The 15,979-nt window shown below is 70.3% G+C and carries 12 protein-coding genes; 3 read left to right on the top strand and 9 right to left on the bottom strand.

Going from position 1 to position 15,979, the window contains the following annotated elements:
* Positions 1-146 precede the first annotated feature (146 nt).
* The 4 genes from AB0F98_RS18120 to AB0F98_RS18105 form a co-directional block, all read right to left on the bottom strand.
* Positions 147-1,154 (bottom strand): ABC transporter substrate-binding protein, encoded by a 1,008-nt coding sequence (locus AB0F98_RS18120; RefSeq protein ID WP_357736359.1) that lies wholly within the window; start codon positions 1,152-1,154, stop codon positions 147-149.
* Between the two features lie 154 nt (positions 1,155-1,308).
* Positions 1,309-2,007, bottom strand: a complete 699-nt coding sequence (locus AB0F98_RS18115) for an L-ribulose-5-phosphate 4-epimerase (protein ID WP_357736355.1) — start codon at positions 2,005-2,007, stop codon at positions 1,309-1,311.
* Complete coding sequence (gene araB / locus AB0F98_RS18110; RefSeq protein ID WP_357736352.1) at positions 2,004-3,701, bottom strand: ribulokinase; 1,698 nt, start codon at positions 3,699-3,701, stop codon at positions 2,004-2,006. The genes AB0F98_RS18115 and araB overlap by 4 nt, the downstream gene beginning before the upstream one ends.
* A 364-nt stretch (positions 3,702-4,065) precedes the next feature.
* Positions 4,066-7,158: a beta-L-arabinofuranosidase domain-containing protein gene (locus AB0F98_RS18105; protein WP_357736349.1), complete on the bottom strand. Its 3,093-nt coding sequence runs from the start codon at positions 7,156-7,158 to the stop codon at positions 4,066-4,068.
* A 399-nt stretch (positions 7,159-7,557) separates the two neighbouring features.
* On the opposite strand from AB0F98_RS18105, the gene AB0F98_RS18100 reads away from it, so the two are divergent.
* Entirely contained in the window at positions 7,558-8,748 is a 1,191-nt protein-coding gene (locus tag AB0F98_RS18100; RefSeq protein WP_357736346.1) for a cytochrome P450, read from the top strand.
* 27 nt (positions 8,749-8,775) lie between these two features.
* On the opposite strand, the gene AB0F98_RS18095 is transcribed toward AB0F98_RS18100, so the two are convergent.
* From AB0F98_RS18095 to AB0F98_RS18075, 5 genes are all read right to left on the bottom strand, one after another.
* Complete coding sequence (locus AB0F98_RS18095) at positions 8,776-9,789, bottom strand: LacI family DNA-binding transcriptional regulator (RefSeq protein ID WP_357736343.1); 1,014 nt, start codon at positions 9,787-9,789, stop codon at positions 8,776-8,778.
* A 178-nt stretch (positions 9,790-9,967) separates the two neighbouring features.
* The gene (locus tag AB0F98_RS18090; protein WP_357736340.1) at positions 9,968-11,038 is read right to left on the bottom strand and encodes a LacI family DNA-binding transcriptional regulator; all 1,071 of its coding nucleotides are present in this window, start codon (positions 11,036-11,038) and stop codon (positions 9,968-9,970) included.
* A 396-nt stretch (positions 11,039-11,434) separates the two neighbouring features.
* Positions 11,435-12,094, bottom strand: coding sequence for a 4-carboxy-4-hydroxy-2-oxoadipate aldolase/oxaloacetate decarboxylase (locus tag AB0F98_RS18085; RefSeq protein ID WP_357736337.1), 660 nt, complete (start codon positions 12,092-12,094; stop codon positions 11,435-11,437).
* Positions 12,091-12,807 (bottom strand): PIG-L deacetylase family protein, encoded by a 717-nt coding sequence (locus tag AB0F98_RS18080; RefSeq protein ID WP_357736334.1) that lies wholly within the window; start codon positions 12,805-12,807, stop codon positions 12,091-12,093. The genes AB0F98_RS18085 and AB0F98_RS18080 overlap by 4 nt, the downstream gene beginning before the upstream one ends.
* Positions 12,804-13,739 (bottom strand): DUF6282 family protein, encoded by a 936-nt coding sequence (locus tag AB0F98_RS18075; RefSeq protein WP_357736331.1) that lies wholly within the window; start codon positions 13,737-13,739, stop codon positions 12,804-12,806. Before AB0F98_RS18075 ends, AB0F98_RS18080 begins: the two co-directional genes overlap by 4 nt.
* 356 nt (positions 13,740-14,095) lie before the next feature.
* Here AB0F98_RS18075 and AB0F98_RS18070 point away from each other — a divergent pair, with 356 nt between their 5' ends.
* Both AB0F98_RS18070 and AB0F98_RS18065 read left to right on the top strand, forming a co-directional pair.
* Positions 14,096-15,112, top strand: a complete 1,017-nt coding sequence (locus AB0F98_RS18070) for an ABC transporter substrate-binding protein (RefSeq protein WP_357736328.1) — start codon at positions 14,096-14,098, stop codon at positions 15,110-15,112.
* A gap of 18 nt (positions 15,113-15,130) precedes the next feature.
* Entirely contained in the window at positions 15,131-15,910 is a 780-nt protein-coding gene (locus AB0F98_RS18065; protein ID WP_357736324.1) for an ABC transporter permease, read from the top strand.
* The last annotated feature ends 69 nt before the right edge of the window (positions 15,911-15,979 follow it).

Below are 15,979 nucleotides of genomic sequence, written 5' to 3'. Positions count from 1 at the left end.
TCGCGGCCGCACGGCGCTCCCGCAGTGGCGGTGCGGGGGAGGACCGACTGGCCGGGCCGGCGGTGCTGTTGGCACCGCCGGCCCGTTCCCTCGTGCCGGGCGGCCGTCCGCCGCCAGGCACGACAGTGCGCGAGGGCCCCGACCCGTCAGTACTTGCGGGTGGGCAGGGCCTCCTTGGCCGTCTCCTGGGTGAAGGTGGTCTCCTCGGTCTCGATGCGCGGGGGAACCTCCTCACCCGCGTGCACCTTCTTGGCGAGGTCCATCAGCTGGGGGCCGAGCAGCGGGCTGCACTCCGCGATGAAGTTGAACTTCCCGTCGGCCAGTGCCTGCATCCCGTCCTTGACCGCGTCGACGGTGATGATCTTGATGTCCTTGCCCGGCACCTTGCCCGCCGCCGTGATGGCTTCCAGCGCACCCAGGCCCATGTCGTCGTTGTGCGAGAAGAGCACGTCGATCTTCGGGTTGGCCTTGAGGAACTGCTCCATGACGGCCTTACCGCCGGCCCGCGTGAAGTCTCCGCTCTGCGAGGCGATGATCTTCAGGTTGGGGTTGGCGGCGATCGCCTCCCCGAAGCCCTTCTTCCGGTCGTTGGCCGGCGCCGAACCGGTGGTGCCCTGCAGCTCCACGATGTTCACCGGACCGGTCGCGGCCTTGGTCTCCTCGACCAGCCACTCGCCGGCGAGCCGGCCTTCCTTCACGAAGTCGGAACCGAGGAAGGTCTTGTAGAGCGACTTGTCGGCCGAGTCGACGGCCCGGTCGGTCAGGATGACCGGGATCCCCGCGTCCTTGGCCTCCTTCAGCACGGTGTCCCAGCCCGACTCCACCACCGGCGAGAAGGCGATCACGTCGACCTTCTGCTGGATGAAGTTGCGGATGGCCTTGATCTGGTTCTCCTGCTTCTGCTGGGCGTCGTCGAACTTCAGCTCGATGCCGGCCTCGGCGGCCGCCTCCTTGACGGAGGTGGTGTTCGCGGTACGCCAGCCGCTCTCCGCGCCGACCTGCGAGAACCCGAGGACGAGCTTGTCGTCGCCGCCCGTGCCAGCGGCGTCGCCGGTGTCGCTGTTGGCGCAGGCGCCAAGCCCGGTGACGAGCAGCCCAGCGGCCAGCATGGCGCCGAAGCCGCGGCGGGTGAGGGTGTTGCCCGTGATTCGCATGTGCGGACTCCTTGATGGGGGTGGGATGGACCTTCCTTGCGATACCTGCTCCGCCGGCGCGCCGCCGGGGCAGGCGATCGTGGTGCGTCACAGAGGTGCGGTCGACCGGCCGAGCGCCCGGGGGAGCGTGGTCGGCCGGGATGACGGGTTGTCGCTACCGGCGCGGCGACGGGACGGCGCTCTGCCCGTAGACGTTCTGGTAGCGCGCGTAGAGCGAGTCGACGTCCTTGGCGGCGATCGGCAGCGGCTCGCCGAGCGCCCTGGCCAGGTGGGCGGTGCGGGCGACGTCCTCGCACATCACCGCCGCCTTGACCGCCGCCTTCGCGTCGGGGCCGACGGTGAAGACCCCGTGGTTACGCATCAGCACCGCCGGCGAGCGATGCCCGGACAGGGTGGCCACGATCCCCTTGCCGATGTCGTCACCACCGATGAGGGCGAACGGCCCGATCGGAATCTCGCCGCCGAACTCGTCGGCCTGCGCGGTGAGGTAGCAGGGGATCGACTCGCCACACGCGGCCCAGGCGGTCGCGTAGCCGCTGTGGGTGTGCACGACCCCGCCGACGTCGGGCATCGCCCGGTAGACGTAGGCGTGCGCCGCGGTGTCGCTCGACGGCGACAGGTCCCCCTCCACCACGACCCCGTCGAGGTCGCAGACGACCATGTTGTCGGGCCGGAGGTCGTCGTAGGAGATCCCACTCGGTTTGATGACCATCAGGTCCTGACCCGGCACCCGTGCCGACACGTTGCCGGAGGTCCAGGCGACGAGGTTGTACCTGACCAGTTCGGCGTGCAGGGCGGCGACCGTCTCACGCAGCCGCGCCAGCGTGTCGTTCCTCCTGAGCTGCTCGCTCATGCCATTGCCTCCTGGGACAGTGCGACCTCGCCGGCCGGTGCCGGCACGGCCGCCGATCGGGCGGCGTTACGGATGGTGCGCAGGCGCAGCAGTACGTCGTCGCCACCCCTGCCGAAGTGGTCGTGCAGCCGCCGGTACTCGGCGTAGAGCGCGTCGTAGGCGCGGACCCGCTCCGGGTCCGGCAGGTACGCGTCCTGGATGACCCGGCCCATCACCGCGGCGGCCGCCGGCACGTCGGGGTGGGCCCCCGCGGCGACCGCCGCGTGGATCGCCGAGCCCAGCGCGGGCCCCTGGGCGGAGCCGATGATGCTCAGCGGACGGTTGGTGACGTCCGCGTAGATCTGCATCAGCAGCGGGTTGTTGGTGAGCCCACCCGCCACGACCAGCTCGTTCACCGGCACGCCCGCGTCGGCGAACGCCTCGATGATCATGCGGGTGCCGTACGCGGTGGACTCCAGCAACGCCCGGTAGATGTCCGGTGGGCGGGTGGCCAGGGTCAGCCCGACGATCACTCCGCTCAGGTCGTGGTTGACCAGCAGCGACCGGTTGCCGTTCCACCAGTCCAGCGCCACCAGCCCGTGCGCGCCCACCGGCTGCTTGGCGGCCTCCTCGCTCAACGACTCGTGCGAGGCGTACCCGTCGGGTGCGGCGTGCTCGACGTACCAGCCGAAGATGTCGCCCACACCGCTCTGGCCGGCCTCGTACCCCCAGTGGCCGGCGCTGATGCCGCCGTCGACCACACCGCACATGCCGGCCACCTCGGCCAGCTCGGTGCCGTTGACCACGTGGCAGGTGGAGGTGCCCATGATGGCGACCAGCCGGCCCGGCTCGAGAGCCTGCGCGGCCGCGGCGGTGACGTGGGCGTCCACGTTGCCGACCGCCACGGCGATGCCCTCCGGCAGCCCGGTCCACGCCGCGGCCTGCGCGGTCAGCCCACCGGCCCGCTCACCCAGCGCGGCCAGCGGACCGTCGATCTTCTGTACGAAGTCCGCGAAGTCCGGGTTGAGCGCGGCGAGGTAGTCCCGCGACGGGTAGCGCCCGTCCTGGTGGATCCCCTTGTATCCCGCCGTGCACACGTTGCGGGTCTCCGTGCCGCACAGCTGCCAGACGATCCAGTCGGCGGCCTCGATCCACCGGTCCGCCCGGGTGTAGATCTCGGGGTCCTCCTCGAGCAGCTGCAACGCCTTGGCGTACTGCCACTCGGCGGAGATCTTGCCGCCGTAACGGCCGATCCAGGGCTCGCCGCGCTGGTGCGCGAGCTCGTTGATGCGGTCGGCCTGGTGCTGGGCGGCGTGGTGCTTCCACAGCTTGACGTAGGCGTGCGGGCGGGTGCGCAGGTCGGGCAGCTCGCACAACGGGGTGCCGTCGGCCAGGGTGGGCAGCACGGTGCAGGCGGTGAAGTCGATCCCGATGCCGTCGATCCGGTCGGCCGGGACGCCGCTCGCGGCGAGCGCCGCCGGCACGGCGTGCCGCAGGACGTCCCGGTAGTCGTCCGGGTCCTGCAGCGCCCAGTCGGCCGGCAGCTGCTGCCCGTCGGCGGCCAGCACCGAGTCCATGACGCCGCTGCGGTAGGCGTGCACCGCCGTGCCCAGCTCGGCGCCGTCACGAACGCGCACCACCAGGGCGCGCCCGGACAACGTTCCGAAGTCGACGCCGATGACGAACCGGTCTTCCGGCTCCGCCGAAACGCTCATGCCATCCTCCGCTCACTTCCTGGCCATAGTGTTAGCGCTCACATAAACATCCGTCAAGGCCCCGTTGGAAACATGCGTGTAACGCTCTGGTCCAACCCCGTTGGCCGACCACAATCACCTCAGACCCAGCGGTGACCGACGTACGGACGTGCCGGTTCGGTGACGGCGCGGCGGAGCCCGCTCGAGCGCCGCCGGCGTCCGTCCTGTTAGCGCTCACAGATGTCACCGCCGACGCCGGCGCCGCACCGGCCTACCGCGCGGTCCCATCCGGCTGCCGGTGGGCACGCGCGAACGGCGGCCCGGTCGTGGACCGGACCGCCGCCCGCGCGCGGACGCCGTGCCGTCAGTTACGGACGACCCGGCCTCACGATTCGAGTTCCTGGTTGGCCCGGGCCGCACCCGAGACCACACGAGCCGACTCCACCGCGGTGAAGACTCCCGCCCGGCGGAACGACTCGGCGGTGCTGGTCACGGCCGACACGAACTGACCGTGATTGGCGAAGGGTGCCTGGTCCCACACCAGGTCGAGGAAGGTCGGGCCGTCGTCGCCGGGGGAGGTGATGCCCGACACGGGTACGTCGTAGTTGGGCAGCCCGTCGTTCCGCTTGCGGTTCGGGACCCCGGTGTCGATGGACCCGAACACGATCGTCGGCTCGGCCCGGCGGAAGTACGAGGAAGCGGGCTGGGTGTCGCTGATGTAGTACGGGCGCAGGGTGAGATCGTGCGTCGTGAACAGCGGGTCTCCCGCGGCCGTGGTGCTCGCGTGCGTGATGGCCGAGCGGGCGTAGTCGCCGTCCCGCTTCAACTGGCTGTAGAGGGTGAGCTCGCGGTAGGCCCCGTTGCCGGGGTTGCCGAGGATCTGGAGGAGGACCGGACCCCAGAAGACCGACTGGGTGTCGGGACGGTCGAGCGCCCGCTCGATCCGGATGCTGAACGGCATCCGGATGTCGATCGTGTCGCCACGCGACCAGGTACGGCTCAGCGTCAGGTAGCGGCCCGCCTCGGCGTCGACCTTCTGCGCCTCACCGTTGATCGAGACGAAGAAGCCCTTCCGCACCCAGCCCGGCACCCGCAGCTTGATGTCGAGCTGACCGCTGCCGTTCACGGTCAGCCTGGTGTGGTCCTCCCGCGGGTAGTTCGTCTCCTGGACGATGGTGAAGCCCTTCTCCGCCCAGGTCAGCGTCGAGGCCGCGTAGAGGTTGACCCACAGCGTCCGGCCGTCGGCGGACTTGAAGTAGATCGTCTCCTGGTACTTGGTGTGGTTCTCCAGGCCGGTTCCGCCACAGCACGTTCCGGTGTTGCCGTAGCCGCGGCTGGTACCCGGCGTCAGCGGCTGGAAGTAGGTGACCTGCGGGTTGCTCACGCTCGTGCTGTCGGCGCGGGAGCCGGTGATCATGTTGAGCAGGCCCCGCTCGTAGTAGTCCATGTAAGCGGCGTCGTGTTCGTGGAGGAACAGGTTGCGGGCCAGCTTGAGGAGGTTGTACGTGGTGCAGGTCTCCGCGCCGCCCTGGGCCATCGCGTTCGCGATGTTGTCCCGGTTCTGGAACATCTCGGTGTTGTTGTTGGAACCGGGGTAGTTGCCGCCCGTCCCGCCGTGGGCGAACATCCGGTGCGGTACGACCATCCCGTAGAAGTTCTTCGCCGCCTGGAAGTACTCCCGGTCGCCGGTGTGCTCGTAGACCCGCATGTACCCGATGAACTGCGGCACGTGGGTGTTGGCGTGCAACCGGTCCGGACGGCGACGGCCGGGCCGGTTCTCCGGGGTCACCACGAGGATGTCCCGGTTCTGCACGCAGGCGTCGAACAGCGACTCGCGGTTGTCGAAGCACTTGGCGGTCTCCAGGTGCTTCGCGTCGCCGGTGAGCGCGTAGATCTCGGGGAACACCTCGTTCGCGCCGCCGGACTCGCCGGCGATGTAGAGGTCCCACATGTAGTTCAGGTTGTCCCGGGTGATCGGGCCCGTGTAGTCGGGGTGGTTCTTGTCCCCGACGGTCAGGGCGAGATGAGCCCAGTTGGCCATCTTGACCACCACGTCGAGCGCCTTCTGGTTGTCGGTGTGGTAGTAGGCGTCGAGCAGGCCACGCATGATCTTGTGTTGCGTGTACCAGGGGGCCCAGGTGTTGGTGTCCTTGTTTCCGCCGTAGACCGCCCACCGCGGCGGGCCGAGGCGCAGCACGGCGTCCTCCGGGATGGCGCCCACGTAGCCGGGGTGGGTGGGGATCCACAGCTCGGTCTCGGCCTGGTTCGCCACGATGCCGGCGTCCCGGCCGTTGCGGGAGGAGTCCTTGAGGGTGGAGCCACCCTCCTCGTCGAACCGGTACCAGGCGATCGTTCCGCCGCCGGTGGTGCCGGCCGCCGAGTCCAGCAGGGACTGGACCTCCTGCTGGCTCAGCGCTCGGTCGAAGATGTGGAACTCGTCGATGGTCGCGTCCAGGAACGGGTCGCCGTACTGGGACCGCCCGATCCACCGGTTGCCGGGGTTTCCGAGGTGCATCGGGTTGAGGGTCATGTTCGAGTTCGTGCCGGCCGCCCGACCGTTCACGTACAGCGTGCCCGTGTTCTGCGTCAGCGTGACCGCCAGGTGTACCCATTCGTTCGTCGGCAACGCCGCATCGCCGTTGATCTGCTGCTCAGCACCGGAGCCGCCGGTCGTGATGGCGAACCGCGGCACGTTGCCGGTGACGCCCGCGCGCGCGGTCAGGAACATGTTGACAGTGCTGTTCTGACCGAAGTCGAACACCCGGCTCCAGTTCTGGGCGGACGCGAGGTTCACCCAGGTGGCGATCGTGAAGTCGGTGAGCTGGCTGATCGCCTCCTGGGGGAGGGTCACGTGCTGCGCCGCGCTGGGACCGTTCAGCCGGAGTCCGCTGCCGAACTTGCCCGGCGTGCGACCGATCTGCGGCTCCTCCGGGTCGCCACCGCCCGGGCCGCCGCCACCCATCCGGGCGGTGATCGCGTCCTGGCAGGCGGCGATCTCGTCGACCATCCAGTCGAGCTTGGTCTTGAAGATCGGCTCGCCCTGGTCGGCGTACGCCTGCGCCAGGCCGGTCATGAAGTGGCCGGCCCAGTGGCCGCTGAGCAGCCCGCCGTCCTCCCAGCCACCGGGTACCGAGACGCCCGGCGGGTTCGGGCGGCCGGCCTGGTTGTTGAACAGCACCAGGAAGCGGCGCTCGTCGTACTGCCGGAGGTAGTCCTTCATCCGGTCGCGCTTCTCCTGGAGCAGGCCGTTGCCCAGCTTCACGTCGCGCAACTGGAAGGGCCGGACAGGAGCCGTGCCGCCGGGGCCGGGCTCAGGCGCGGCCGGAGCCGAAGGCGCCGGGCCGGCCGGCGGTGCGGTCTGCGTTGCCGCGGCGGCCGCGGCCGGGAGCGCGCCGACGCCGGCCACTGCGGCGGCGCCGACCGCCGATGCCTGGAGCAGCTGACGTCGATTGACGGAGGGCGTGTCGGATTGGGCCACTGAAGATCGTCCTTCCGCGTTGGGGCTGTGGGCAGACCACCCGGCCGGGGGTCCGCGCGGTGGGTCTGGATCGCGGTTCAGTTGGTCCCGGCTCGCTTGGGTGCCGGGCGAGATCCGTGGAAGCCGGTGCCGGGCGCGGTCTCGTTCATGGTGCGCGCGCTACCGCAGACGAGGCCGCCGCTGCCAGGGAGTGTGAGCGTTAACTTACGCAGCCGTCAATCCCTACGATGCAGTAGATTCGATGTTTGACACGCCCCCGAAACATATCTATGTTAACGCTCAACCCGCCTGCACGGGCGGGCCCGCCGAGTGTCCACACTGCCCGTTCACGGCCGCCGCGACCGGACCGACGCTAGTGCGGTGTCCGGGGCGGACGGACCTTCGAATCGAGGAGGCTGGGTGGCCGCCAGGTTCGACGTGTCGGAGCTGTGGGACCCGGCGGTACGCCATGACCCGCACGAGTTCTACGACCGGGTCCGGGCGGCCGGGCGTCCGGTGCTCCAGATCGACCCGGCGGGCAACCGGCTCTGGGTGGTGGCCGGACACGCCGACGTGTTGACGGGCCTGCGCCATCCGGCGATCGGGCACGAGGTCCACCGGCACTGTCCCGTCCCGCATCAGCCTGCCCTGAACCATCGGGACGAGGTGGCCAGGATCGAGGCACGCCAACTGATCAACCTCGACCCACCCGACCACACCCGGCTACGTGGACTGGTCAGCGGCGGATTCACGGCACGCGCGGTGGCGCGGCTGGAGCCCTGGATCAACGCTCTGGCCGACCGGCTCGTCGCGAACGCACGACGACTCGGCCGGATCGACGCGGTGGCGGACCTCGCGGACCCGGTGCCGGTGAACGTCATCGCGGAGCTGGTGGGCGTACCCGAGCCGGACCGCCGGAAGTTCCGCGCGTGGTCCGCCGCGATCGTCTCGGCCAGCCCGGACGGCCCGACGGCCACCGTCGAGTTCGCCGCCTACCTCGACGAACTGGCCGCCCAACGGCGTGTGGATCCGGCGGACGACCTGATGTCCGAGCTGGTCGCAGCGGAAGACGGGGGAGAGCGGCTCGACCGCGACGAACTCGTCGCCCTCGTCCAGCTGCTGCTGATCGCGGGGCAGGAGACGACCGTCGACCTGATCGTCAACGGCATCCGGCTCCTGCTCACCCACCCGGCTCAGTGGCGGGCGCTGAAGGAGGAGCCGGCGTTGGCGGCAGCGGTCGTCGAGGAGACCCTCAGGTTCCGGGGACCGGTCGAGATCGTGCCGCCCCGGTTCGCCTTCCGCGACATCGAGATCGGTGGCGGGCGGATCCCGGCGTACGACCGGGTGGGACTGTCGCTGTGGGGCGCCAACCGTGATCCCGCGGTCTTCGACCGGCCGCACGAGTTCGACATCCACCGCGCCGACGTCCGCAAACACATCGCGTTCGGGTACGGCATCCACTTCTGCCTGGGGGCTCACCTGGCGCGGCTGGAGAGCCGGATCATTTTCGAACGGATCGCGCAGGAGTTGCCCGACCTGCGACTCGCGGTCGACCCCCGGGACGTCGACGCCTTCCGGCTGCACCGCAACGAACTTCCGCTGCGTGTGTGAGGAAGGCCGGCAACAGAACCGACCCGATCACGCGCGTGGCCGGCTGGAGCTGGCCCGCCGGACCAGCTCGGGAGAGAGCAGCATGTGTTCCGTCGGCTGACCGGTTGAGTCGATCTTGCTCAGCAGCATGTCGATGCTGCGTCGGCCCAGCTCGGCGAAGTCCTGACGAACGGTGGTCAGCGGCGGCAGGAAGTACTCCGAGTCGGGCATGCCGTCGAAGCCGACGACGCTGACGTCCTCGGGCACGCGCCGACCCGCCTCGTGGAGCGCGCGCAGCACGCCCAGCGCGATCTGATCGTTGGCGCAGAAGATCGCGGTCACGGTCGGATCGGTGGCGAGCAGTCTGCCCTGCTCGTATCCCGATCGCGCGTTCCACGCCTGCGGTCGCACCGGTGGCACTACCGCGCCGGCGGCGTACAGGGCCTCACGCCAACCGTCGACCCGCTCCACCGCCTCCGGCCAGTCCGCCGGACCGGCGACATGGTGCACGGTGGCATGGCCGAGGTCCAGCAGATGGCGGGTGGCGAGCGCCGCGCCGACCCGATTGTCGACCCGGACCGTCGGGACACTGTCGTCACCGGCACCGCCGCCCACACCCACGCAGGCCAGAACCGGCGCGACCTGTACGAGCGCGTGGGTGACCGCGGGCTTCGGCGAGATCGCGATGATGCCCTCGACCGACTGCTGCGCGAGCCGGTCGACGGCGTCGAGCACCGACTGCCGGTCGAGGCTGCGAACAGTGGCCACGCTGACGAAGTATCCGGCGGCGCGGGCGGCGTCCTCGATCGCGTACAGCATCGAGGCCGGACCGAACAGGGTGCTCTCGAAGCCGACGATACCGAGCGCCCCGGAGCGTCGGGTGACCAGCGTGCGAGCGGCCAGGTTACGCCGGTAGTTGAGCGCCTCCATGGCCTGGACGACGCGGTCCCTGGTCTCCTGCCGGACGTTCGGATGGTTGTTCAGCACCCGGGAGACGGTCTGGTGTGACACTCCGGCGAGTCGCGCGACGTCACGCATGACGGTGGCACGGGGCCGATTCACGCTGCCGGTTCCCGCCTGACTCGGTAAGCCTCCCGGTGGCACCTGGTCCTACCTTCTGCTCGATGTCATCGATCACTCTAACGTCACGGCGGGGGCACCTCACTCGCGTGCCGCCCCGGCGATGCCGGCGAGTCGGACGATCCCCTCGGCGACGCACCCTACGCCGCCGGAGACCACCTCACGGCTGCCTCCGCGGTGAGTCCGAGGGGTGCGGACGCCGTTGCCCGGGCGGTGCCGACGGGCCGGTGGACTCCCGGACGACCAGGCGGCAGGGCTGGCGGAGGACGCCGTGCGACGGTGTGCCGTCGAGCGCGGAGAACAGGTGCATGACCGCGCTCGCCCCGAGTTGCTCGAGATTGAGATCCACGGTGGTCAGCGGTGGCCGGCAGTCGGTCGCGAAGTCCTCCCAGTTGTCGTAGCCGACGATGGCCACGTCGTCGGGGATACGACGACCGAGGTCGAGCAGGGTCTGCGCGACACCGGTCGCGATCTGGTCGTTGCCGCAGAAGACGGCGTCGACGTCGGGATCGGCGCTGAGCAGCATGTGGGCGGCGTGCCGGCCCCAGCGCTGTGACCACTCGCCGTACAACGGTTCCCTGCCGGCCAGGGGCAGCCCGTGTTCCTCGAGTACGGCTCGCAGCCCGGTGACCCGGTCGCGGGCCGCCCGGTAGCTGTGCGGTCCGGTGACATGGGCGATCCGCCGTCGGCCCAGCGCCACGAGGTGTTCGGCGGCGAGCCGGGCGCCACCTTCGTCGTCGGCCAGCAGCGAGACGTCGTCGGGGTCTGCGGACTCGCCGTAGACGTAGACGACCGGGACCGGGATGTCACGGGTCAACGACGGTCGGATGTCGTTGCTGTCGCCCAGCACGATGAACCCGTCCACCCGGCGGGCGAGCAGCGTCCGGATGTAGTGCTGGCGGCGGATGGCGTCGCCGCGCGCATCGCAGAGCAGGACCGACATCTGTTCGTTGCCGAGCGCGTTCTCCGCGCCCAGCAGGATCGGCATGGAGAAGCGGCCGCCGAGCTCGTCGGTGAGCAGGCCGATGGTGCGGGTGCGGCCGGAGATCAGCCCACGCGCGAGTGCGTTGGGCTGGAAGGACAGTTCGCTCGCCGCTCTGAGCACCCGCTCCCGCGTCGCCGGCGCGACCTCACCGCGGTCGTTGAGCGCCTTCGAGGCGGTGGCGACGGAGACGCCGGCCCGACGTGCGACGTCGCTCAACGTCACCGCCTGCGTGCGATGCCTTGCCATCGAAACCCTTTCGACGTGCTATTTCGGAATCGATACCGAGCCTAGCGGTCCACAGTACGCCTTCCAGGTCGCCTGGTTGTTACCTGACAGGCCTCTTGCCGAAAAGGTTTTCGTGAGACAGGCTGACTGACACCCGGGCCGGGGTCGCGGGTCGGACCCGGTGACGGCCGGATCATGCTCCGACGGCCGCCGATACGACGCCGGCGCGATGCCGGTCGCCGTCAGCGCCGCCCGAGCGGAACCGGCGGTCACCGAAGGTGAGATCTCCCGGCTCTCGCCGCTGTCACCACAGGGATGGCATCGCGCGCAGGGTGGGAACCACGGACGCCTCCTCGAAGTCGAGATGCTCGAGCAGACGACGATTCGCCGCCGCGGCGCGGGGAAGCTGGTGCGGGGTCAGCCGGCGTGCGCGTCCTCCGCCCGCATTCCGTGCAGGTCGTAGCTGTACTCGCCGGCCTCGAGCCGGGCCCGCAGGCCGGTCTCCCGTTCGATCCGGGCACTCGTCGCGGCGGCCACGTCGGCCGCGCCGCGCCGCGCCACGACCACGGCCCCGTCGGCGTCGAGCACCACGACGTCCCCCGGCTCGACGGTCGCGCCGCCCACCCGTACCGGGACGTCGAGCGCGCCCCGTTCGCGCTTGGTGGCCCCACGCACCCGGGTCCACCGGGCCCAGATTGGCAGGCCGAGTTCCCGCAGCTCGTCCACGTCACGTACGGCGGCGTCCACCAGCACACCGACCGCGCCCGCCACCTTGGCCTGGGTGGCGAGCAGCTCGCCGACCAGGGCCACCGGGGCCGGTTGCGGCATCGTGAGTACCAGCACCTCGTCGGGGCGCAGCCGGGTCATCGCCTCGTGCACGGTCCGGTTGTCGTCCTGACCGCACCGGACCGTACGGGCCGGGCCGGCGACCCGCGTGCCCGGCACGATCTGCACCAGGTCGGCGTCGATGAGACCTCGCCGGCCGGCGGCCTCGTAGACGGTCGCCACCCCGGCCGCGGCCAGCGTCGCGATCACCGCCGAATCCACGACGGCCGGCTCGTCACCGACCCGGCTCACAGCGAACCCACCACATTCGGGATCAACCGCTGGAAGGCCTCCGCCTGCCGGATCGCTGCGTCTCCGGTCACCCGGCGGGCGTGGTTGCCCCGCTGGTCGGCCCGCTGCGTGTAGTACTCCCGGAGGTAACCCTGGGCGCTCATCGCCGCCATCGCCTCCTGCTTGGCCGGCATCACGTCGGTTATGTCGACGAAGACGGTGGGAACGAAGCCGCACAGCTCGGGTTGGTGCGGCTCGAAGACCAGGAACTCCGACGGCGGGGCGGTCTTGAACCCGCTGGACACCCCGGCGCCGGCGGTGAGTTGCCGTGCGGTCGCCACCGCGGCGTGCGCCACCGGGTGATCGGGATTGAACGGATCACGATCCGGGTGGGTGAGCACCACGTGCGGGGCGTACTCCCGCATCAACCCGGCCAGCCGGTCGACGTCCTCGTCCCGGATCCGCAGCGGGTAGTCGCCCAGATCGAACGCCTCGAACGTCGCGCCGACCGCGACCGCGGCGCGCTCCGCCTCGGCGTGCCGCAACCGCTTGACGTTCTCGACCGTCTGGTTCGGCTCCTTCCAGAGCTCGCCGGACTCACCCCGCTCGCCGTAGGACAGGGCCAGCACGATGGCCTCGCCCCCGGCCGCGGTGTGCTTGGCGACCGCACCGGCGGCCCGCCACACGAAGTCGGCCGAGTGCGCGCCCACCACCAGCATCCGTCGCCCGGTCATGCCGGCACCGCCGTCCTCGGCATCGCCACCCGGCGCGAGTTGACCACGGCCATGGTGTGAATCTCCTCCTCGGTGAAGCCGGCCTCGAGCAGACGGTCGGCGAAGAGGGCCAAGCCGTCCTCGACCGGCGGGTTGAACGGCTGCCCCAGATCGCTGGAGAGGACCGAGTGCTCCACGCCGACCGCCCGGATGTTGGCGAACAGGTCCGCCCAGGCGACCTTCCCCGTGTGCGGCGTGGTGAAGCAGCGTTCCAGCAGCGCGCCCGCCGCGGCCAGCGCCCGCTGCTGCTCCAGCGGCAACCGCTGCGACGTGAACTCCGGATGGGTGACCACGATCCGGCGTACCCCCTCCGCGTGGGCGGCCCGGACCACGGCGAGGATCTCGGCGCCGCTCAGGTGCCCGGTGGCGAGCGCCATGTCGTGCCGGGCGATCACCCGCAGCACCTGGCGTACCCGGTCGAGGACCACGCCTTCGTCGTCGACGACCTCGACGACGTCCGGGACGATGCCCTGGGCGTGCAGGCCGGCCTGGAACGCCCCCCACATCGCCGGCTTGGCGCCCGGCAGGTCGGGAACGCTGCTGCGCCGCTGGTTTCCCGAGTCGACCGTGGGCAGCCAGACGATCCGGGCGCCCAGCCGTCCGGCGACCTCGACGGCGGCCGGATTGATGCCACCCATGGCGCCGTTGAGGGTGATCGAGCCGAGAACGTCGACGTCGGGCACCACCTTGCGGACCACGGCCGCCCGCTCGGCGGTCGTCACGTAGTGGGACTTGAGGACGAAGCCGGCGAGCCCGACCTCCGCGCACCGGTACGCCAGGTCCACGTCGTCGATCCGACGCGCCATCACATCGGGGGCCACGTGTACGTGTGTGTCGTAGGCCCCGGAGACCAGGGCGCGAGCACGCGAAGACGGGACTGGGTGCGCAGACATGCGGCTCCTTCGGGTGTGCGCCACAAGGGCCGGCCCGGGACGGACGAACGACGCCGAGCGACCGGAACGGGCCGGTCGGGCGCGCGGAACCGAACCCGCTCGGCCGAGGTGGCGTCGCGTTGCTGACAGGATTCCGGCCCGGACATCCATTGTCAACGATGCGGTGAGCTGGCCAAACCCGTTGTACGGCAACGGATCCGCGCCGGTCCGGCAGATCTTTGCGGTGACAGTTGTGATCCGGGTCATCTACGCTTCCCGATCGATGGGTCCTGGGCGCGAACCGCGCCAGGCCCTCCGGATGCCGCTGGCGCGGGTGTGCCGGCGCTGCCCGTCGACGCTCGAGGCTGGAGGCACGGATGATCAGGCGCACTCGCGCAGTCATGGCGGCGCTGTTGGCCACGGCTCTCGCCGTGACGGGTTGCGGCGGCTCCGACGGTGGCAGCGACGACCCGGCCGGCAAGGAGACCGACAAGGTCGCCTACATCACGGCGTTCGGTGCCGTGGGCCGGGACGCGTTCGCCTGGGTGGCGAAGGAGAAGGGCTATTTCGCCGAAGCCGGCATCGAGGTCGACATCAAGGAGGGCGCCGGCAACCAGCAGAACCTGACCGCGCTGAAGGCCGGTCAGGTCCAGTTCGCGGCACTCGACTTCACCGGCGCGGTGATCCAGGCCGGCAAGGGCGAGTTCACCGACTGGCGGGCCGTCGCCGCCGTGCACCAGCAGACGCTGATCTCGGTGATGACCACCGAGGACACCAACATCACCACACCGAAGGACCTGCAGGGAAAGACGATGGCGACCGGCGCCGGCTCGGTGACCGAGCTGCTCTTTCCGGCGTACGCCAAGCTGGCCGGACTCGACCCGGCGACTGTGAAGATCGAGGGAGTGCAGGCCACCGCGCTCAACGGGCTCATGGCGGGCCGGAAGGTCGACGCCCTCGGCACCTTCCTGCTCAGTCGCGGCGCTCTCCAGACCGCCGCCAAGAAGGAGGTGGTGGTCCTGCCGTACAGCGACTATCTGAAGGACCTGTTCGGCAACGCGATCATCACCACTCCGGCGCTCATCGAGAAGGACCCCGACCTGGTGCGGCGGTTCACCACCGCGGTGCTCAAGGGGCTCGCCTACAGCATCGAGCACCCGGACGAGGCGGCGACGATCCTCAACAGGGTGAAGCCGACCCACACGGTGGCGGCGGGCAAGAGTGAGATCGAGGTGATGACGCCGCACGTGCGCCCTGCCGGCGGCGCACCCATCGGATTCATGGACGAGTCACGGGTGGCCAGCACCATCGCCGTTCTCCAGAACGCCGGCCTGATCGGGCCGGGACTCGAAGCGTCCCAAGTGGTCGACTTCAGCTTCGTGAAGAAGCCCTGACGAACCGGCGCAGTCATCGTGACCGACAACCTCGCACCGTCCCAGCGTTGGCGAAGCGTCGGCCTGCCCGCGCTGGGCGCCGTCCTGGCGATCACCCTCTGGTGGCTGGTCACCTGGGCCTTCGACATCGACCCCTTCTTCCTCCCCGCGCCCCTGGACGTGGTCGACGCGTTCCTCCGGCTCCCCGGTTACCTCGCCGAGCAGGCGTGGGTGACCTTCCTCGAAACGATCATCGGGTTCGGGATCGCCGCGGTGGGCGGGCTCCTGCTCGCCGTCCTGCTTGCCGCGTCCCGGACGGTCGAGCGGATGACCCTTCCCTTCATCGCCGGGATCAACGCGGTGCCGAAGGTGGCGCTCGCGCCCCTGCTGCTCGTCTGGATCGGCTTCGGCTACGAGACCAAAGTCGTGATGGTCGTCCTGCTCTGCTTCTTCCCGATCCTGGTCTCGACCATGGCCGGGCTCACCTCGACCCCCAGCGACCTCGGCGAACTCGCCCGCTCCCTCTCCGCCAACTGGTGGCAGACCTTCGTGAAGGTGCGGCTTCCGTGGGCGCTGCCGCAACTCTTCGTCGGGCTGAAGGTGGCGACCTCACTGGCCATCATCGGCGCGATCATCGGCGAGGTGATCAACCCCGAGGCCGGACTGGGCTCGGTGATCGCCAGCTCCGGCCAGTCCGCCGACACCCCACTCGCCTTCGCCGCGCTGACCCTGCTCGCCGTGATGGGCGCGGTCCTCTTCTACCTGATGGCCGGCCTCGAGCGGCTGCTCGCGCCGTGGGCGAAGGCGATCACATCGTGATCACTGCGCCCCGGCAGCGGGCGTACCCGGCGGCGACCCTCGTGCGGCGATCCCGGACCGGGTAGGCCG

Source organism: Micromonospora sp. NPDC023737 (assembly GCF_040639715.1).
Lineage (GTDB): Bacteria > Actinomycetota > Actinomycetes > Mycobacteriales > Micromonosporaceae > Micromonospora.
Note: the sequence above shows the minus strand (reverse complement) of the source record. Positions and strands in the feature narration are given on the sequence as shown.

What these genes read in the sequence shown, in the direction of transcription:
- AB0F98_RS18120 (WP_357736359.1), bottom strand. Translation starts at nt 1,154, where the DNA reads ATGCGAATCACGGGCAACACCCTCACCCGCCGCGGCTTCGGCGCCATG.
- AB0F98_RS18080 (WP_357736334.1), bottom strand. Translation starts at nt 12,807, where the DNA reads ATGACCGGGCGACGGATGCTGGTGGTGGGCGCGCACTCGGCCGACTTC.
- AB0F98_RS18075 (WP_357736331.1), bottom strand. Translation starts at nt 13,739, where the DNA reads ATGTCTGCGCACCCAGTCCCGTCTTCGCGTGCTCGCGCCCTGGTCTCC.
- araB (WP_357736352.1), bottom strand. Translation starts at nt 3,701, where the DNA reads ATGAGCGTTTCGGCGGAGCCGGAAGACCGGTTCGTCATCGGCGTCGAC.
- AB0F98_RS18070 (WP_357736328.1), top strand. Translation starts at nt 14,096, where the DNA reads ATGATCAGGCGCACTCGCGCAGTCATGGCGGCGCTGTTGGCCACGGCT.
- AB0F98_RS18090 (WP_357736340.1), bottom strand. Translation starts at nt 11,038, where the DNA reads ATGGCAAGGCATCGCACGCAGGCGGTGACGTTGAGCGACGTCGCACGT.
- AB0F98_RS18115 (WP_357736355.1), bottom strand. Translation starts at nt 2,007, where the DNA reads ATGAGCGAGCAGCTCAGGAGGAACGACACGCTGGCGCGGCTGCGTGAG.